Source organism: Gardnerella sp. KA01001 (genome assembly GCF_049244025.1).
GTDB lineage: Bacteria > Actinomycetota > Actinomycetes > Actinomycetales > Bifidobacteriaceae > Bifidobacterium > Bifidobacterium swidsinskii.
The window spans coordinates 1,408,840-1,429,211 of record NZ_CP058366.1 but is presented as its reverse complement, the minus strand read 5'-3'; the positions used below and the strand labels follow the sequence as shown (position 1 = coordinate 1,429,211).

Annotated in this window: 15 protein-coding genes; 7 read left to right on the top strand and 8 right to left on the bottom strand. The window is 39.0% G+C overall.

Annotated features, from left to right (window positions below):
* The first annotated feature begins 51 nt into the window (after window positions 1–51).
* Window positions 52–324: a WhiB family transcriptional regulator gene (locus HXT59_RS05780; protein WP_004110789.1), complete on the top strand. Its 273-nt coding sequence runs from the start codon at window positions 52–54 to the stop codon at window positions 322–324.
* A gap of 6 nt (window positions 325–330) precedes the next feature.
* On the opposite strand, the gene HXT59_RS05775 is transcribed toward HXT59_RS05780, so the two are convergent.
* From HXT59_RS05775 to HXT59_RS05765, 3 genes are all read right to left on the bottom strand, one after another.
* Window positions 331–2,154 carry an FtsK/SpoIIIE domain-containing protein gene (locus HXT59_RS05775; protein WP_421783118.1) on the bottom strand — a complete coding sequence of 608 codons (1,824 nt, stop codon included), beginning with the start codon at window positions 2,152–2,154 and terminating at the stop codon, window positions 331–333.
* Window positions 2,155–2,389: 235 nt separating this feature from the next.
* Window positions 2,390–3,688, bottom strand: coding sequence for an LCP family protein (locus HXT59_RS05770; RefSeq protein ID WP_421783120.1), 1,299 nt, complete (start codon window positions 3,686–3,688; stop codon window positions 2,390–2,392).
* A 104-nt stretch (window positions 3,689–3,792) separates the two neighbouring features.
* On the bottom strand, window positions 3,793–5,226 hold the full coding sequence (locus tag HXT59_RS05765) for an LCP family protein (protein ID WP_421784268.1): 1,434 nt from the start codon (window positions 5,224–5,226) through the stop codon (window positions 3,793–3,795).
* A gap of 322 nt (window positions 5,227–5,548) precedes the next feature.
* Between HXT59_RS05765 and HXT59_RS05760 the strand changes: the two genes are divergently transcribed.
* Window positions 5,549–8,950, top strand: coding sequence for a glycosyltransferase family 2 protein (locus HXT59_RS05760; protein WP_076002781.1), 3,402 nt, complete (start codon window positions 5,549–5,551; stop codon window positions 8,948–8,950).
* Complete coding sequence (locus tag HXT59_RS05755) at window positions 8,937–10,523, top strand: DUF5719 family protein (RefSeq protein WP_012914043.1); 1,587 nt, start codon at window positions 8,937–8,939, stop codon at window positions 10,521–10,523. The genes HXT59_RS05760 and HXT59_RS05755 overlap by 14 nt, the downstream gene beginning before the upstream one ends.
* A gap of 76 nt (window positions 10,524–10,599) precedes the next feature.
* On the opposite strand, the gene HXT59_RS05750 is transcribed toward HXT59_RS05755, so the two are convergent.
* The gene (locus tag HXT59_RS05750; protein WP_012914044.1) at window positions 10,600–11,028 is read right to left on the bottom strand and encodes a metallopeptidase family protein; all 429 of its coding nucleotides are present in this window, start codon (window positions 11,026–11,028) and stop codon (window positions 10,600–10,602) included.
* Between the two features lie 119 nt (window positions 11,029–11,147).
* On the opposite strand from HXT59_RS05750, the gene HXT59_RS05745 reads away from it, so the two are divergent.
* Both HXT59_RS05745 and HXT59_RS05740 read left to right on the top strand, forming a co-directional pair.
* Entirely contained in the window at window positions 11,148–11,969 is an 822-nt protein-coding gene (locus HXT59_RS05745; RefSeq protein WP_012914045.1) for an HAD-IIB family hydrolase, read from the top strand.
* A gap of 91 nt (window positions 11,970–12,060) precedes the next feature.
* Window positions 12,061–12,954, top strand: coding sequence for a ComF family protein (locus tag HXT59_RS05740; protein WP_102703019.1), 894 nt, complete (start codon window positions 12,061–12,063; stop codon window positions 12,952–12,954).
* Here the strand turns inward: HXT59_RS05740 and HXT59_RS05735 are convergent.
* The 3 genes from HXT59_RS05735 to glgB all read right to left on the bottom strand — a co-directional run bounded on the left by HXT59_RS05735 (window position 12,951) and on the right by glgB (window position 17,230).
* A complete protein-coding gene (locus HXT59_RS05735; protein WP_004110763.1) occupies window positions 12,951–14,126 on the bottom strand; it encodes a sensor histidine kinase in 1,176 nt (391 codons plus the stop codon). The genes HXT59_RS05740 and HXT59_RS05735 overlap by 4 nt on opposite strands.
* A gap of 61 nt (window positions 14,127–14,187) precedes the next feature.
* Complete coding sequence (locus HXT59_RS05730) at window positions 14,188–14,940, bottom strand: response regulator transcription factor (RefSeq protein ID WP_004110759.1); 753 nt, start codon at window positions 14,938–14,940, stop codon at window positions 14,188–14,190.
* Window positions 14,941–14,956: 16 nt separating this feature from the next.
* Window positions 14,957–17,230, bottom strand: a complete 2,274-nt coding sequence (gene glgB / locus HXT59_RS05725; protein ID WP_162863125.1) for a 1,4-alpha-glucan branching protein GlgB — start codon at window positions 17,228–17,230, stop codon at window positions 14,957–14,959.
* 134 nt (window positions 17,231–17,364) lie between these two features.
* On the opposite strand from glgB, the gene HXT59_RS05720 reads away from it, so the two are divergent.
* The gene (locus HXT59_RS05720) at window positions 17,365–17,961 is read left to right on the top strand and encodes a CarD family transcriptional regulator (RefSeq protein ID WP_012914048.1); all 597 of its coding nucleotides are present in this window, start codon (window positions 17,365–17,367) and stop codon (window positions 17,959–17,961) included.
* 217 nt (window positions 17,962–18,178) lie between these two features.
* Here HXT59_RS05720 and HXT59_RS05715 read toward each other — a convergent pair whose 3' ends face one another.
* Complete coding sequence (locus HXT59_RS05715; protein WP_415685256.1) at window positions 18,179–19,231, bottom strand: metal ABC transporter solute-binding protein, Zn/Mn family; 1,053 nt, start codon at window positions 19,229–19,231, stop codon at window positions 18,179–18,181.
* Window positions 19,232–19,352: 121 nt separating this feature from the next.
* Between HXT59_RS05715 and HXT59_RS05710 the strand changes: the two genes are divergently transcribed.
* Window positions 19,353–20,237, top strand: coding sequence for a bifunctional methylenetetrahydrofolate dehydrogenase/methenyltetrahydrofolate cyclohydrolase (locus HXT59_RS05710; protein ID WP_012914050.1), 885 nt, complete (start codon window positions 19,353–19,355; stop codon window positions 20,235–20,237).
* Window positions 20,238–20,372: the final 135 nt, after the last annotated feature.

The window sequence follows — 20,372 nt, the reverse complement described above, 5'->3', positions numbered from 1 at the left end:
GGGGAACTTCTAAAGCTCACCGTTGTAGGTAAGAAATGAGGATAATAATTCATGAGCAACTCGTTTGATTGGCGCACAACAGCAGCATGTAGTGACAAAGATCCTGAACTGTTCTTTCCTCTTGGAAGTGCTGGTACAGCAGTTCAACAGCTTGAAGAAGCAAAAGCAGTATGTCGCTCATGTGATGTTGCAACAGAGTGTTTAAAATGCGCATTAGAAACTAACCAAGATTACGGTGTGTGGGGAGGATTAAGCGAGGATGAGCGTAGAACTCTAAAGCGTCGAGCAATGCGCGCACGTAAAAATCAAGATGCGTCACTATAGATAATTTTATTCTAGGTGCACTATTTGAGTTAAACTTGCTGATCCTGGAGTGATTAAAACGCATCGTCCTGGAAGTTGATAGTCTTCAATATCAAAACTTTTAGATAAAGCAGAAGGTATTCCAAGCATTGTATCTGTGCCCACATCTCCTGTTGGAAATATTATCCTTACTGGTGCTTGCTCAGGTAAACGTAAGTAGCGAGAAGTGCTAGTGCTCATAATAACTGGGCATTGTTTACTATTTAATCTTTTTTGAAAAGCAATAGCAGTTTGTTTAGTATTTAGCGGATCAAGCAATTCATCTGCATCGTCAATAATGATTGGCGTATTTTCGTTGTAAATGTTATTAATGTTTTGTTCATATAGTGATTTTCCTGAATATATTGGCAGGTTTAAAGTTTTAGAAATTATTTTTAATATTGTTGTTTTGCCTTGTTTCCTACTACCAATAACAGCTATATTTCCAAGGTGAATTGGTAATAGAGCAGGATATAAGTGTATGGTATCGTCTTGCAACCCAATAATAATATGCTTCGTATAAAATTCTTGAGTACGTAAACTTTGAGATATTTTTTGCTCCGAATTTTTGTATTTGTAATTATTTGAATACTCTGCAAGTTGTTTTGCTGAAAGAATCGACGGCAATGGTTTGCTAAATAATTCTGGAGAATGATCATGATGGCAGAATCTACCAGCTAACTGTATTGCTCGTACTAAATGTGCAGGATTGCTGCTTTGAGCACATCGCAAAGCTTCTACTCCTTCTCCAATATTGTAATATGCGGCTCCTGGCGTATTTGGGCTTATTCTAGCTGCATGCGCTGTTCCTAATAATTCTTGCGATTGTATTCCGTCTCTAACTCTCAAGCAAATATTAATAGAAATATTAGCTTTCATATCTGCGCTTACTTGTGCGAGTGGATTTTGAGTTCCAGCAATAATATGCATTCCCAAAGATCTGCCTACTGATGCAATTCGTATAAGACGAGGCATGTAGTTGGGAAGTTGATCTTTTAGAGCATGAAATTCGTCAATAACAATAAGCAATGAAGGTTCAGCTGGGGTTACTTGTGCAATATTATTACATCCATGATGAGCTACTAGTCTTTCTCGTCTATTTAGTTCTAGTTCGAGACCTTTTAGAGCGCGTATTGCGTGTTTAAGATTTAAATCTCCCACATTTCCCATAGCATGTGGGAGTTTAGATAGTATGTCAAAAGTTGCTCCTCCTTTAAAATCCATAAAAACAAACCGTAGCTGCTGCGGACCGTATTGAAAAGCCAAAGCTAAACACCAAGTCGTAAGAAGTACTGATTTACCAGAACCAGTTGTTCCAGCAACTAAAGCATGTGGCCCATTGTTAATTAAATCTAAATAGCAGTAGCCATTATTACTTATTCCAAGTGGAGCTATAAGGTGTTTAGTTTTTGAATTAGGCAAGTAGTTATAAATATTTGTATTTAGATTTTCCTTCATACTATTGGATTTGTTTTTTATGTCGTATGTTCCTGCATTTTTTAACCATGTTTGCAATACTTCTTTCCAGTGATGTTGCGTATTAGAAATTGCATTTCTTCTCATAAGTAATGTTTCTAAACTTACTGGTGTAATAGTATCTGGCAAACTTTCTACAGTTTGTTGATTATAAGTTACGTTATTTGACGATTGCGTAGTGTTTAATAATTGAATTTGCTGATTTTGTTGAACATTTTGAACAGAATTTTTCTCAGATATGTATTGAAAAATTTGTGGAATAAGACTTGCTATGTACATCATAATGCTTGGAATAATCATGGTTAGCATCATCCAATTATCTTGCATCCATGCCATTATAGCCAATGCTACGTGAGCGAATATGGGAACTATACTCGCTGTCATCTGTACATGCATAAGTACTTTAGTTGTAGACATTCCTGTATTAGATTTGTTACTCATAAATGTATGAGACAATATTTTTGATTTTTGTGCAATACTTATGCAAGATTGTGGTTAAAAGATACGAGTTTAGTGCTTTCTAAGTTGTGGTATCTAATTAAAGTGTTGTTTACACAACAATACTTCGAAATTATTGTTGCTCTGCAAGAGTTCCAACTGATCCAGGTTTATGAGTTCCTGATGCAAGTTGGTTGAATAAATCTAAGTTTTTAGCATCATCGAGAAGCACGGATGAACCAACTCCTGGAACTTGATAATCAGGATTCGTCCAATATATTGTTCCAGATATGCCTGACGGCCCAGTTGCTTCTTTGAATGCTTGAGCCATTTCCCATAATGTTCCTGGATTGGTTTTCTCGTCAAAAATAACTGAAGCAAGTCCCGTTTCAGCAAGTTTTTTTACTTTTCCAAAATTCAATAAGGTATTGTGATCTAATGCTTTTTTCATAATAGATGCAATAACCATTCGTTGACGTGCAGCTCGTCCAAAATCAGATTCTGGATCTGCGTATCGCATTCGCGAAAATGCCAACGCTGTATTCCCATCAACGTGATGGCATCCAGAAGTCCAATTTAACCCGCTAAACTTATCACTTACTGTACGGTTGTAGCATAAATCAATGCCATCTATAGCGTTAACAACATTAGTAAGACCGCCAAAACGTATTTCTGCAACATGGTCAATGCGATGACCTGTAATTTTTTCTATTGCTGCTGTTAATGCTTTATCTCCAGCTGCTTGCGCAACGCTATTAATTTTTACTTGTTCGCCATTTAAAGAAACAAGAGAATCTCGAGGAATAGAAATTAGAGAGCTGTGACCATTGCTCGGCTTTGTCAATACAAGAATAGTATCTGTTCTAAATCCTGTTATCTCTTTAGCTTCTTCGCCTTCTCGTTGATCAGAACCAAGAATAAGCCATGCTTTGCCTTGAGTGCTAGGAGTACTAGTAAGCCAAGTAGTGCGGTTAATTCTTGAGTCAACCCAGTTCCATGAATATACCCCAAAACCAGTTACACCTATTGCCAGAACAACAAAAAATGCAATAAATGCATGTAAAATTCTGTGCGGTTTGTGCGGTAGTATTTTTGCTGTACTTCCAACTGCTTTATTTATAGTTGTTGGAATACGCATTTGTGAAATAGAACTTGTGCGCGGTGCTGGTCTTGGTTGCAATTGCGATGTGTAAGAAACAGGTCTAGAAGAACATTGTTCTGGACTTTTTAAGATTCTTGTTCTTTGAGTTGTAGGCGCAAAAGACGGCGCTTGTGATGGAAGCGCATTAGACTCTATTTTGCCTCTTTTTACGCGTTTTGGAGTGAAACTAGGAGGCACGTTCGAGTTAGATGAATCGTTATTATGAGAAGGAGTGAAGATAGGTGGGTTTATATTATCTTCAGAAGGGTCCTCATACAATCTCGAATTCATTCATCCTCCAAAATAAGCATGTATCTTCAATGACTATGAATACATAATATATAAATTTTATGTTCGTACATTATATATTCATAGATTACATCTTGCTTAAGTGTTTATTTTTTTCTAGGCACAGCGCAAAGTACATTGTTTGCATACTTGTCTGCAAAGCCAACGTATTGTCCTGTTTGTGGATTGTGAATAGTTCCATTTTCAGGATTTACAATTCCTCCAGTATTTGGATCAATAAGTTGTCCTTGAGAATTTTTTATTAATCCTGTTTTTGGATCAACACGTCCCATCTTCTTTGGATCTGTAGTTTTATTAAGCTTGTCGTTTTCGTTTATATTGCTATCGTCATCCGTATCTTCATTGTCTTGATTATTCGTATTCTTAGACGAATTATTTGCATTCTTTTTGTTAGTGCCGTTAGTTTTATGATTTAGCGATAGCGGTTTATTTTCACGCATCAAATCCCAAATATTGTTTGCTTCATCAGACCACACAACACGATTTGGATCATAAGGATCTGGAATAACAGGAGTAGTACGAGCATAAATATGTGAAGAATCTAATTTACGCATGCTTAATGCCAAACCGACCAAAGTGGTAGGATTTGCCAAGCCTTCACTTATATTCAATGCTCCCAACGATGCTTTTGCAAGCTGGTAAAGCTCACTTGTCTGAGTAAATAAGTTTTTAGACAGTGCTTGATGTAAAAGCTGTTTAATCAAGTATTGCTGTCTTGTTGTTCGCATTATGTCAGAGCCATCGCTTGCTGTATCGTGACGCATTCTAGCGTATTGAGTAGCAAGTCGACCATTAAGATGCTGCATTCCTTGTTTGAAATTCACGCCCGTATAGGCATCGCGAGTTGCTGTTGGGATGCACACAGATACTCCACCAACTGCATCAATCATATTGCTTAATCCACTGAAATCAGCGACTATAAAATGATGAATATTTAAACCAGTAAGTGAATTAACAGCTTTTAACGAGCATGATGCTGCTGAAGCTAAATCTCCACCTTGCGCATATCCTAAGGCGAAAATTGAATTAAACATCACATGTTTTCTTGCAGGAATATGTCCTTTTGTAGTGTCGCATGCTGGTGCGTTTACCATAGAATCTCGTGGAATAGAAACGATATTCATGTATGATCTATCTGCGCTAATTTGAACTACCATAGTAGTATCTGACTGATGATCACCAGTTTCGCCGTCATGTGTAAAGCTCTGATTATTCCCATCTCGAGAATCTTGACCTAAAACAAGAAAAGTTACTGGTTTGCCTGCGTTAATATCAAGTGTTTGATTAGCTTCTGGATCTTTAGATATAACGTTTATGACTCTGTTACTTACAGCAGAAGAAAAATCTAACCACACTGCAGCTATGATTGTTGAAAAGAATGTAAGTACTGAAATAACAAACATGCACAGTATCTTGCGCGTGCGGTTAATCATTCTATAACCAAGACTATGATGAGGAGTTGAGTTCCAATCTTCGCCTGGTTGGTACCGCATGTCTTCAGGATACCGTGAAGTTGTCATCGTACCTTCTTTCTCAATAATGAGTAACCTTTTAGGTTGTGGCAATATCATTTCTTTTGTCATCAAATAAATCAATATTCAATGGACACATATAGCGTGTAATTATAGCATGCTGCAGTGAGATTTATGACATCTGGTTGTGTTGAATATTATTTGATATTTTAAAGAAAATTTTAATAAGTTTACGCAAATATTCTAATTAAATTTATATGAAGCATACTGGTTAATATGAGCAAAAATAATTAATAAAATATGTATAAATTTATTTAGAATTACGACTTGTGTTTTGGCGGATACATACCCCCTGCGTAAACTGGTAAGTATGGATTCGATAACCGCTCATAATCTTACATTTGAAGACGAAGTTTTACAGGTGCTGTCATCTGCGAAAGATGCGCATCCTCATGATGTGGATTCGTCCATTATGGCAATGATGTGTGTGGAGCGAGATACTCGTTTTTATGCTGATACGTTACATGCAGTACTAAGTCAATCAATTCTTCCTGGAACTTTAGTAATAGTCGATTGTGCTAGTCGAGTAAAGCAGACTATGCAAACGAATTTACAAATAAAAATTAATTCATCTAAGCTTGCGGGAGCAATTAATACTAGGAAATCATTATTGCAGAATGCTAATAATATCGATTCCAATAATGCAATTGATAGCGATTCAAAATATAGACCAAATACTAATCGCGTAAATAATACTCGCGTAAACAATAGTGAAAATAAATCTGTACACATAATTATTATTCCCATTTCTTATGCTCATTCTTTTGGAGATGCAATAGAAAAATCTTTGCGCAAGATTTTGCCTTGTGCAGGAGTTTCTGCATTATGGCTTTTGCATGATGATTCTCGTCCTGCAGACTTCCATTGCTTAGAATATTTGCGTGAAACTTGGCGCAATACTCCGACTGCATCAGTATTGGGAGCTAAACAAGTTGATTGGCAAGGAAATATCTTGCACAACGTTGGAATGTATGCTTGGCGTCACGGTGTTCATACTCTTACTGTTGACGGCGAGCCAGATCAAGAACAGTATGATGGGCGTGGAGATGTGTATGCAGTATCGCTAGCAGGTGCTTTAGTCACATTAACTGCATGGCAGACTTTACGCGGTACGCAACAATGGATGACAACTTTTGGCGAATCAAGAGATTTTTGTCGTAGAGTATGTCTATCTGGAGGTCGTGTTGTTGTAGTTCCTTCAGCTCGTATCGCACACAGGCGTGCAAGGTTAGAAGGTATCCGTACTCGTAACGGTGATGCTAGAAATCATAATAATTCAGGATCTAAGTATGGTGTAGCAGCTTCTCTCGTAGCTAAGCAGCGTTACAAATACACTGATATTAGTATTTTTTTGTGGCCTCTTATATGGATTCTTAGTTTGCCTGCTTGTTTCGTTGGCGCTTTGCATTCGCTGTTTGCTAAACATCCTTATATAGCGTGGATTCGTCTGCTTTTGCCATGGCTTGCTATTATGCAATTACCTAGAGCAGTTTTTGCTCGCAGAAGGGTTGCAAGGAATACTCGTGTTCCATTAAAACGACTTGTTCCTCTTATCGCAGATCGTCATCAAGTTGCACGTTGGCGTGATCGTAGTTCTGCTTTCCAAGCTCAACAGCATTTCGTGCTGTTGAGTCCTCTAGCGAAGCGGCATTTGCATATTCGAGTGTTGCGTAGGTGGAGTGCTGTTATTCTTGCGTCTCTTCTTCTTTTTGCAGTCATATTGAATTTATATGGCTCTCCATGGCGTGAAATTTTAAGTGGCGCTTCTTGGAATGCACAGCAATGGTTACCAACGGGTGCAGATTTCAATCAACTATGGAATTCTGCTATTGGTGCATGGGTTCCTGATGATGGTTTTGGACCTGCAATTCCTCCAGCACCATGGCTAAGTATTTGGGCAATCGCATCAATTGTGGTTGGTGCTAACCCGTTATTGGCTGTCACATTAATGTTCTTCTTAGCTGCTCCAGCTATGTGTTTAAGTTTTTGGGCTCTTGCTGGCGTATTTACGCGCTCGGATACTGTGCGTGTATGCGCTGGTATTTGCTGGACTATGATTGCTATTGCTTTTGGTTTGTTTGCACGCGGTGATTTGCCAATGTTAATGACTATGGCATTTTTGCCTGCAGCATTTGCTTTTGCGTTCCATGCTGTTGGAATGTACGTAACAGAAGATCCTGTGCGTCCTGTTAAATCCACTCAATGTGCAGCATGCGCAGCATTATGCTTTATGGTTCCAGTAGCTGCAGAACCGCAGCTTGTTTTGCCTCTTATTGTTATTTTTATTGCGTCGTTTATTATGGTGCGCTCTCATCGTATTATGTTCGCGCTTATGCCTATACCATCGATAATTGTTTTGCTTCCTACAATAGGAAGTGCTATTAGATATGGCGAATCTGGAATGTGGCGTCAATTGTTCTCTAGTATGGCTTTGCCATTGAGAAGTGTGCAAGGTGCTCCACGCGTAAGCGATTACGCTGATGTTTTGTTGCACGCTTTTAATATGGCTTCTCCTAATGTTGAAATTAATATGCCATTGATGAGCTTAAGAACAATAATAATGGTAATTTTTGCAATTCTAGCTGTTGTTATGGCTGTTACGTCATTAACTTTGCCTTTTGCTTTGCGAGTTTCTCGAATGATGTGGGTTGTGATTATTTCCGGAATGCTGTTATCTCTTATTGCCGCTCGTGTTGTAGTTGCATCCGATATTTCAGGACCTGTTGCTGCAAGCGTTTTGCCTGGAGTCGCATTATCTACTGTCGGCATTTTATCTTGTATGTGCATGGTTGCCGGTCAAGCTGTTCGACGCTTTGAGCCACTACGTACTTCGAAGGAATCTGAGTCTCAAATTTTTGATAACTATAAAACTCGTGCAAGTAGACGTGCTGCAATGCGTCGTTCTGCGGCACAATTGTTGCAGCGCATAATTCGCATAGCACGCGCTGTTCTTGCAAGTAGCATGTTGACTATGGCGGTTCTTTTGGGTCTTTTTGCTGTATTGAGCGGACCTGCTACATCTATTTGCGCAAATAATAATGAGCTCCCTATGGTTGTTTCTGATTATTTGCGAAAAGACGATACTCGGCGAATACTTGCTTTAAGAGCTCAAAGTAGCCATGATTTGTCAATCTCTATTATGCGAACATCTAAGGGAGATGCAATAGACGAATCTCCAGCACTTCGTGTTAGACAAGTAATGTTTGGTGATTCATCAAGCAATAAAGCAATATATCGTGCCTCAGCACAATTGTTATCTCATGCAGATAATGGCGCAATTTCAACGTTAAAGCAACTTGGAATTGGCGGTATTTATATTGTTAATAGTTCAGAAAATAAGCAGGTTTCCCATAAAACTTCTATGTCAATACAACAATTGTTACATCCTTCTGTGCAAACAGTGAGTAATGTTAACAAAGAAGCTACTGAACAATTAATTGCACACGTTAACGCTTCTGACGGTACACAATTGGTTGTTTCATCACCGCAAGGAACTTATTGCAGATTTGATGGTGTGCCTGATTCTAAGTCGTTGTCTTCTACATCTCCGTATTATCGATCTAGGCCTCTTGCGTGGAGAGTTCCTTGGATTATTGTTTCTTCTATGGTATTACTGCTGTACTGTATTGTTGCCGTGCCTCGATTTGGCAGACATGCAATGATAGAACGTTCAGATGACAGGCATGAGGAGGAATTAGATGAACTGGCATAAAAATCCTCATGAGGGCTCTAAGCATGGTGAAGTAAATGCGGATGTAGATATTAATCGCAAGAACAAAATAGTCAGTATTGTCTCACTTGCTATTTTTAGTGCAATAATACTTATTGCTTCTGCATGTGTTGTTGCATTATGCTTACCAATGTCTCACTTTGTAGACAATCCTAATACTCCATCTAGTGGCGTTATAAGTAGTGTTGGTTCTACTCGTTTGCAAACTATTTGTCCTATTCGATTGTCTCTTCCAGATTTGACTCAATATGGTGATAGCGAATATAACGAATCAGAAGGCGATTTACAATCTTCTGCTCGTTATGGTGCTTTTGGAGATGTGTATAGTTCTAGCTTGCGTAACATACGAGATAACAATGATCAATCTATTACGTTGAATTCAAAATCAACTGATGATGATACGTCAGCTTTTATTGCTAACAATAATGTAAATCATGACGCTCAAGTTCTAGAAGGACATTTGTCACGAGTTGGATCTGGCACTGGAATATCTGCTTCCATGGTTTCATGGGCTACTAAAGGTGACGTAAAAGGTTTATCTGCAACTACCTGTTCAATGCCGTCTATGAAACAGACATTCCTAGTTCCAGAATCTGCTGATGGAATTTCTATTCGTTTAGAAGCGTTTAATGCTGCTTCAAAATCCACTGTTGTTCGTGTTAGAGCTTGGTCTGCTGAGCATGGCAGCAATCAGTTAAATCTTTCTACAGGAAGTGCTTCTACTGTTCCTGCTCGTTCTCATGCATATTTTGATCTTGCTGCTGCCTCTCCTAAGACTTCTGGATTATACGTGCAAGTTGAAAGCGAGCAGACACCTATAGCATCATTTGTAAAAGTCGTTCATATGAGTGGCTTATCTGTAAAAGGTGTAGATATTGTTCATGAATTAAGCACTCAATCTAATACAAATATTCTTTCAGGTATTAGTGAAGGCGATCAATCTAAGTTATATGTATGGCCAAATAAAGATGGTAATGTAACGCTTTCATGGATGAATGATACAGGTTCTAAAGAAGTAAAGAATTTGACGTTAAAAGCACACCATTTGCAAGTTGTCGATCTTGGAAAAGTTCCGGAGCATGCTAATGCTTTGAGCGTAAGTGGAGATGTTCCTACTCAAGTAATGATGTCCATTACTAAAGATGGCAAAGATAATCAATCAGATGTAGCTTTTATTACACCATCTAACGTACAAGGTAGTGGCGCAATTGTATCGCCTGTTTCTGCTAATGAAACAGCTCTATACCTTTCTTCTTCAAGTGATAAAGATACTGCTGTGCGTTTGCAAGGATTTGATTTAAATGGTGTATTAGCTGCTACAAAAAACGTAACGATTCCTGCGAATGCATCTTTAAGAATTCCTGTTTCAGAAATTTCGCACGATGCAGTTATGTTTATTGCGAAATCGCATAGCAAAGTTGCTTTGTCTGCCCGTATTCATAAAGATGAAATCGATAAGGCTGGTATAGCAGGTATTTCTTGGCTTTCTGCGCAATCTTTGGAACCGCAAGAAATGAAGGTATACGTTAAAACTGACAATCATATTGTGCAATAATACGAATAAAAATATTGCTATAAGCGACTATAAATTAATTAAAATACTTAATAATTTTAATTAATTTAAAAATTGTTTACAAACCCCAATCTGGATCAATTTCTTCTGGTCTGCGACCGTATAGTTCTGCTAAGCATTGCACAAGCTCATCTCTGATAGCATATTGAAGTTCACTTCTGCTGCTTACATGAGTGCATAGCGGAAGCCTATACAATACAATTCTAGATTGCATACCACGGCTAGCTGGAAAAGCTTGCGAAAGTATTCTGCGGTTTTGCTCCCATAACAGTGGTTGCGAAGGCGGCACATCTTCTACCGCGAATTGAACGTCTTTAGTTAATGCTTGCCAAGCACTGTTAAGGCGTCTAATTTGAGCTGCTACCATGGCATCAAACATTCCGCTAGCAGTTCTATATTGTGGAAGTCGAGTACCAAATATTGGTGCCCTAAGACCTCTACCATGCCTATTTCTATAGTGACGTTCTTCCCAAATTAGACCTGTCATGCTTCCACTTTACGAGAAGGCTAGGGCAATAATATGTAAATAATTAATATGCGGTGTGTGAAATACGCTCACACTATAGAATACTGTATATATGGTTTTAAAAGTCAGGAGGATTTGTAATGCTCAAACCAATAGTGCATGATTGGAATGAGTTTAATCTTGACTTGAGCATTGCTAAATCGTCTCTTATTGCTTTTGATTTAGATAACACACTGGCATGTTCTAAAAAACCTATGCTTAAATCGATGGCTGAATCATTAAGTAAGCTGATTGATATAATTCCTGTTGCTGTAATAACAGGTGGCTGCTTAGAGTTAGTTAAGAAGCAAATTTTAAATATGCTAACTATTGGCACTAATCTTAAAAATATTCACATAATGCCCACTAATGGAACTAGTTATTATCGTGTGAATAATGACATGTCATTGCAATCTGTTTATGAACATACTATCGATTTTAAGCAAGCGCAATGCGTTATTGATGCAATACACAAGTGTGCAAAAAATATAGGCGTTTGGAAAGAACCCGGCGATCCAATGCTGTGGGGAGAACAGATAGAGAACCGCGGTAGTCAAATTACTTTTTCGGCACTAGGACAACTAGCTCCTATTGAATATAAAAAAACTTGGGATCCTAGCGGTTGTTTGAAAGCTCAACTTGCACAAAGCATTTCTCAAGCTTTACCTAATTTTGCTGTACGTGCTGGAGGAGATACTAGCATCGATATATACAGGCGCGGTGACGATAAAGCTCAAGCTTTGCGAATGCTGTCTCAATATTGTGATGTTAATATTGAAAAAATTACTTTTATTGGCGATCGTATGTATCCTGGAGGAAACGATTATCCTACTGCCTTTACAGGAGCTTTAATTATTAAAGTAAGTAATCCTTCGGATACTTTAGAGCTTTGTAATAAGGTACTTAATATTTTAGAAATATAGAATTTTATTAATTTTTCATTTTAAGATACCTTTTATCCACAATAACATTTTTTATTTGCATAGCCAATAAGCTATCGCATATGCTGTCATTATGATTGGGAGACGCAAGGTTATAAACCACCAAAACAAAAAGAAGTATAGAAGCGTGACATCTCATGGGGGATTAGCATGTCACGCATCTATACCTTGTGGTGTATGTGAAAACAAGGATGTTGATTTTATAAATTGGCGTTTTGCTAGTTGGAAGAATGTAGCGATTGCTTTATTTAATTTATTTTTGCCTCGCGCATGTGCAGGCTGTGATACTCCAGATTATATATTGTGTGAAAACTGCAAAAAAGCGTTGCAATGCTGGAAACGTGCACCATTTGCCAGAACAGTATGTGGATATCGCTACGCGTGTGGTTCGTATTCTACGGTTGTTCGCCGCTCAATATTATTGTGGAAGGATCATTTCGATATTGCATGTGACAAAATATTTGGTGAACTTATTGGCGATTTAGTAGTAGAAGTTATATCTAAATTTTTGCGCTCGCATTCTTGTTATATAAGTGAAAAACCTATATTTGTTATACCAGTCCCGTCGTCTAAGCATTCATCAAGGCATCGTGGACGTAAGCATATGTTGCCTGTTGCAAATTGTGTTGCTAAACGATTGTGTAATAGTGGCATTAGAGCATACGTTTTAGATATTGTAAGTATGGATGCTAGAATTACTGCGAAATCAGTGCAAACTTCCGGTTTTCGCGGAAGGTCTAACAGAATTTCTAAGGCGTTTAGCATCGATTTTAAAGAATTGAGAAAGCAAAAGTTTGAAAATCAACGCGAGTACAAAGCTATTGTATTGGATGATATTGTAACTACTGGCTCAACTATGAATAGCTGCGTTTCAACTTTACAGAGTAGTGGAATTACTGTTTTGGCATGCTTTTCTTTAGCATGTGTATGCAATAAGGATGATTGTACAGCAGATTACGAATGTTAGTTTGCTATTGTATTGCTATAGTTTAGCGGAAGCGCAATTTCAAAGTTCGGACCGCGTTTATCGTCTACTACTTTTACAGTTCCATGGTGCAATTGTGCAGCCCAACGAGCAATTGATAATCCTAATCCTGTTCCTCCTGATTCTGTGCCAATTCGCTGATTTCCTTTAACAAATCTTCTGAAAATATCGGCGCGATCTTCTTGAGGAATTTGTTCTCCGAAATTCACAACATTGCATATTACAGAGTTTTGGCTGTGATTAATATGAGCACTTATAAGAACACGAGTTCCATCGTCTGAATGTTTTAGAGCGTTAGAAATAATATTAGTAAAAAGTTGCGAAAGGCGAGCTTGATCTCCTGTTAATTCAATCTCATCATTAATTTGAACTTCAATATTATGATTATGACCTGAATCAGCTATTTCTAGTGGTTCGATAATTTCGTCAATAAAGTCTGTGAAATTAAATGAAGTTATATTAAGGCTTTCCGCGCCTGCTTCAACTCTAGATAAATCAAGAAGGAAAGTAATAAGATCAGCAAGTCTATGAGTTTGGTTTAATATAGCTTCCATATTAGATGGAGTAGGATCAACAACTCCGTCTGCAAGATTTTCAAGCATCGCTTGTAAAGCAGAAACAGGAGTGCGCAGTTCGTGACTTACGTTTGCTATAAGCTCTCTACGCATTTGATCTGCATGTTCAAGTTCTTCTGCCATTTCATTAAATGCAAGAGTTAATTTACCTACTTCGTCACGACGATTTTCTACAGCAACTCGCACAGAATAGTCGCCGTCAGCCATAGCTTCTGCAGCATTTTTCATTTGACGAAGTGGTGCTGTAAGTCCTCTAGAAAAAATGTATGTAATTCCCAGAGCAACAATAAGTGTTAATGGCATTGCAATCCAGCCATTTAGACCAGTTTTAAGTAAAAACCATGCCATTACGAAAGCAATTGCTGTTGCAAAAACAATAATTGCCGAAAGTTCAATTTTTAGAGATGAAAAAAATCCGACAGGTCGATTTGGATAATTATGCTTTACAGAAGAATTCGTAAATCGCATTTTTGACTTATTTTTAAGTTGAGCATTTGAGTTTTTATTTAATAAATTACGTTGTTTAGTATTTTTATATTGCTCAGAATTAGCATTATCTATTTTATTTTCTAATACCATTTACGAATTTTCCGAAGCTAAAGTGTTGTAATTATTTACTATTTATGAAAGTAATAATTATTTATGAAACTTGTGATTGCAGAACTTTGTCGTAATCACTAATAGGTGGCTCGAATGCGTATCCTATTCCGTGTACAGTACGAATCCATTCCGATCCAATTTTATGTCTCAAAGACTTAATGTGTGAATCTACTGTGCGAGTTCCAGAAGCATCCGGCCAATCCCACACCTCTTCAAGTAACTTTTCACGCTTAAATACAGTATGAGGATGACGAGCTAGAGTAGCGAGCAAGTCAAACTCAGTTGGTGTAAAATGTACCTCTTTGTCGTTTAAAGTTACAAGTCTTTGACGAGGTCTAATAATAAGTGACCCAAAATTAATTGTGCGTTCATGTTCCATTGTCTTTGCTATTTGCGATGCGCGTTCTACGCGTCTCAGCAATGCTGCGCAACGAGCAATTAACTCACGTGGCGAAAATGGTTTAGTCATGTAATCATCTGCGCCTGCGCTTAAGCCAACAATTTTATCGGCTTCTGCGTCGCGTGCTGTTAACATGAGGATAGGAACAGGCATTTTGGAGATAATTCGTCGAGTTGCTTCAATCCCATCCATAATAGGAAGCATAATATCCATAATTATGAGATCAGGTTTTAGTTGTTCGGCAGCTCTAACAGCAGACGCTCCATCTGTAGCGACTCTTGCTCTCCAGCCTTGTGCAGTAATGCGTTGTGCAATTGCTGTAGCAAGATCTGGCTCATCCTCAACAACGAGAATTGTACGAGCATTTACGCTAGCTGATGGAGCGTTTAGCATATTTTAAAAAGACCTTTCAGTGTTGTACTGGCTTCAAGAATACCGCACCTAACGCTGGAACAGTGATTCTTGCAGAGTATGGTCGAGAATGATACTCTGCAGCAGTAGCAGTGAATGTGCCGTTGTGAATATTAGATCCGCAATACTTTGCATCATCAGTTGTGAGTATCTCTTCCCACTGTCCGCCTTTTGGTAACGCAACCTGATAGTCTTGCCAAGCTTGACCTGAGAAGTTTACTACTACAACGATTTCTTCTCCGTCGTCGCCAATACGCATGTAGCTTAAAGTATTGTGATCGGAATCGTCGCTTGTAAGCCACTGGAAACCATCAGGAGTAAAGTCTTGACTCCAGAATGCGCGAGAGCTCTTATACAGAGTATTCAAATCTGCAACAAGCTTTTGCACACCTTGATGGAACGGCCATTGCAGCTCATTCCAGTTAAGAGAAGTATTGAAGTTCCATTCGCTGGACTGTCCAATTTCTCCACCCATGAACAGAAGGTTCTTGCCTGGATGAGACCACTGGTATGCAAGCAATGCGCGTAATCCTGCGAACTGTTGCCATTCGTCTCCTGGCATCTTTCCAAGTAACGAACCCTTACCGTACACAACTTCATCGTGGCTTAATGGCAACACATAATGCTCAGAGTATGCATAAACCATTGAGAATGTAATTTCGTTATGATGCCAACGACGATTAATTGGCTCCTCTTTAAGGTATTGCAAAGTGTCGTGCATCCAGCCCATATTCCACTTCAAGCCGAATCCTAAGCCGCCCATATCGGTTGGTGCAGTTACGCCTTGATAAGCAGTGGATTCCTCAGCAATCATCATGATGCCAGGATTATTCTTGTATGCAGTTGCGTTTGCTTCCTTAATGAAGTCAATTGCTTCAAGATTTTCGCGTCCGCCGTAGATATTTGGTCTCCACTGTCCTGCTTCACGGCTGTAATCCAAGTAAAGCATTGAGGATACTGCATCAACGCGCAACGCGTCAACATGGTATTCATCAAGCCAGAAGCAAGCATTAGCAACCAAGAAGTTACGAACTTCATGACGACCAAAGTTGAAGATGTAAGTACCCCAATCAGGATGCTCGCCTCGCATAGGATCAGGATCTTCATATAATGCTGTGCCATCAAAACGACCGAGTGCAAAGTCATCCTTAGGGAAGTGAGCTGGAACCCAATCCATAATGACACCAATGCCTGCTTTGTGGAGTTTATCTACCAAGTACTTAAAGTCATCAGGGGAGCCAAGGCGAGAATCTACTGCATAATAACCCGTTACTTGATATCCCCAAGATCCAGAGAATGGATATTGTGTCAACGGCATAAACTCGACGTGAGTAAAGCCTTCTCTTTGCACATAATCAACTAAATGATCAGCAAGTTCGCGATAATTACCCAAATCGCGATTCCAGCTGTTAGCTTGTACTTCGTAAATGCTTATTGGACCATTGTGGGCATCTGTTTTTGCGCGCTCATCCATCCAATCAGTATCGTGCCACTTAAACTCAGAATCAACAACAACAGATCCTGTGTTTGGTGGAACTTCATGAGAGCGCTCCATTGGATCGGCTTTCATAATCCAATTGCCAGATTGTGTAAGAATTTCGTACTTATATACTTCTCCTGCTGTAACTCCTGGAATAAAAAGTTCCCAAATGCCAGAAGAGCCGAGTGAGCGCATAGCGTGGCGACGACCATTCCAGTAATTAAAGTTACCAACTACGCGTACTGCACGAGCATTTGGTGCCCACACTGAGAAAGCAGTACCAGTAACTTTCTTTACCATCTTTCCAGTTTCAGGAGATATAAGTCCCCATGAATCTGTTATCGTTTTGACGTGTGCGCCTAATGCTTCCCAAAGACGCTCATGACGACCTTCTCCAAATAAGTACATGTCAAGTTCGCCAACTTGAGGCAAATAACGGTAAGGATCATCATCTGTGGACTCAGAACCGTCTATTTCCACAGTGTAAACGCGATAACTAGGAACAGACCAAGACTTTGTTTTTGTATGCTTTACTGCAGGAATAACAGCTGTAAAGATGCCGTTATATTCGTGTTTAGCTTCGTATTCACCGTTCTTAGTAAGAATAACAACTTTCTTTGCCATAGGGCGCAATACGCGGACGGTTACAGTGTCGGCACCTTTGCCAGTTCCAAGGTGACCTCCAAGAACCTCATGTGGATTGTAATATTCTGCATTGCTCACCGCAGCTAATACATCCTGTCGGACTGGAACTGCGACTGCATCTTCATTGATGTTAGTAACTGTACTCATGCTGACTATCATACATGCTTTATTGCTGTAAGTCGCGTGTGTTTCGCGCTATTGTGAAAAAAATATGAAAATTTTTTCAAGTCGTGACCTTATGGGAAACTGTTATGAGTTTTTCTGTGCATACGGAGGGTTCTGTGGAATATCAAGTCGGCGATATGGTCGTCTATCCTCGTCATGGTGCGGCTCGTGTTGAAGAAATTAGTGAGCGCACCGTAAAAGGTGTAACTCGTCAATATTTACGATTGGTAGTGTTATCATCTGATGGTTTAGAAATTAACGTACCTGTCGATAATGTTAAAAAAGTTGGCGTGCGAGACATTGTTGGAGCGCAAGAAGTTGCAAAAGTTTTTGAGATTTTGCGTACTCCAATAGTTGAAAAAGAGATGAATTGGTCTAGACGCTACAAGCTTAATGTAGAGAAGATTGCTACTGGCGATGTTAACAATATTGCTGAAGTAGTTCGTGATTTATCTCAGCGAGATGTTGATGAACATGGTTTATCTGCAGGAGAAAAGCGAATGCTTGCTCGCGCTCGCAGTATTTTAATTTCCGAAATTGCTTTGTCTGAAAAGATTGATGAGATTGAGGCGGAGCGACTTTTAGATGTGAATCTTGGATACAAGGAGCCTCAAGAAGGCGATGAAAATCACCATACTGTAGCTCCAGAAGAGCCTGCATCGCGAACTTTAGCGCTGTTAGAAGAGCGTAGCAAGAAATCTAAGAAAAAATGATTTGCGATATGCAAAATAAATAAATAAATATTAATTGTTCATATTATTTTAAGCCCTTCTAAATGTCGGTATATCGGCGAGTTAGAAGGGCTTTTGCTTATATATTTGCTTACGTATTTATTGTATGTTTTGCTTTTGTTCTTGCTTAAAACAGATAATAAAAAATCCTTGCATTTGTAAAATGCAAGGATTTTTATGTTTATAGATTCACCTAAATTTACTTACCTGGATCTTGCTGACCTTGGTTAGAATTTTTAGGATTAGTATTCTTTGCTACATGTGGCTTCTCAGTGATTGGCTTTTTTTGAGACTCTTTATCATCAATGTCTTTACGCATATCCTTTGTCGCTTTTACAGCATTATGTAGGTCGTCACAAATCTTCATAATCCATTTATCAAGCTGATCTGCGTATTTTGGCATAAGTTCGCTTACTCGTACTGTAGACGTGTAGCTGCGTCCTGCGATTCCGCTTAGCAAGTTCAGAACATCGTTTCCTTGCTGGCTATCGCTAATCAACACATCAATTTTGCGACCTTCAATAAGCTTCTGAAACTCCTCAACGCTTGAATGTTCTGGTTCATTATTGTTATTTACTGCGTCAACATATTCTTTAGGTGAGCTATCTTTCAAATTGGCATCAGACATTAGCCAGAAAAGAATAGGAGATGTAGAAGCATACTTTGCGTTACCATTTTCTTTAGAGAAATCACTTAAGTAGGTGGTTAATTTCTTTTCCTTTTCCTGCCATTGTGCTAGTCGCTTAGAAAAAGCTTGCTTTTTTGATGGCAAAACTTTGGAGAAGGTGTCAGCCATGGCAGATGCCATAGCATCCCTAGCATCGTGAGAAAACCAAAGATATGGATTGTCTCCGTTAAGTGCTCCTACAGTACCTGCTGCACTAAGCACTTCAGCTTTAGCTGGGTGTACTTTGTTTGCCCAATCATCGTAGCCTGCACCATTTGTAACTAATACTTGTGCATTCTGCATATTTTTTAAATCTTTTGAGCTAGGTTTAAACGACGATATGTCTGTATCTGAGCCAGTCATAATTGATTCAACTTTGACGTCAGAGCCACCGATCTCTTGAGCTAAGCTACCCCAGGTGTCAACAGTGGATACAACAGAAATATTTGTTGCAGCTTTTGGTTTTTCTTTTGGTTTTTCCTCAGTTTTTCCACAAGCTGCAAATCCAAGTATTACTGCAGAAGCAATAAGGCATGTTATGGCAGTTTTTCCAAACTTCTTTACTGCACAAAGAACGGTACGCATCACTGTGACTCCTCCCGTGATAATGGTGCGTCGGCGCACGTAAAATTGTTAGTCGACCCATATCTTCTATACTTCACGATAGCCTATCCTTACGAATTGTGCGAGTTGGGAGGAATTTTTTATGACTATTGTGTTAGATGGTAAGGCTTTAGCTAGTAAAATTAAAAAAGATTTGGCAGCGCGCGTTGCTATTTTACATAAAAAAGGCATTAATCCAGGTTTGGGTACGTTGCTTGTAGGTAGTGATCCTGGTTCGTTGAAATATGTTGCTGGTAAGCATCGTGATTGCGAAGAAGTGGGGATTAATTCTATTCGTTGCGATTTACCAGAAGATGCTACTGAAGATGAGATTCTTGCTGCTTTACAGAAATTAAATAATGACCCTCTTTGTACTGGATTTATTGTGCAACTGCCATTGCCAAAAGGTATTGATGCTCAAAAAGTTATTTCTTCTATTGATCCTGCAAAAGATTGTGATGGAATGCATCCATATAATTTGGGTGAACTTGTTACGCATATTTCCGGTAATATTACAACACCTTTGCCGTGCACGCCGCGTGGAATTTTAGCTTTGCTTGATGAGTACGGTATTGAACTTTCTGGTAAGGAAGTTTGTGTGCTTGGTCGTGGCATTACGGTTGGGCGTACTATTGGTCTTCTGTTAACACGCAGGGGAGTAGATGCAACTGTTACGTTGTGCCATACGCATACTCGGAATGTTCAGGAGATTATGCGCCGTTCTGATGTAATAATTGCAGCAATGGGTTGTGCTGGTTTTGTTAAGCCTGAAGATATTAAACCTGGCGTTGTTCTTGTTGATGTTGGTGTATCTCGTGTTTTTGATGAAGAGGCTGGCAGATACCGTGTAAAAGGTGATGTTGATTCAGCTTGTCGAGAAATTGCTGGAGCGTATTCTCCGAATCCTGGTGGAGTAGGTCCGATGACTCGAGCTATGTTGCTGGCGAATGTTGTAGATATGGCTGAGCGAGCAGCTAATTGCAAATAAAATGCGACACGCCCGAAGTAAAACGTAAATTTTGGCTATACCTGTATATAAAATCGACAAAGCGTGTGCATAGTATGCACACGTAACGTAAATACATAATTAAATATCGAGTAATATCCACCCCAAGAAGAAACC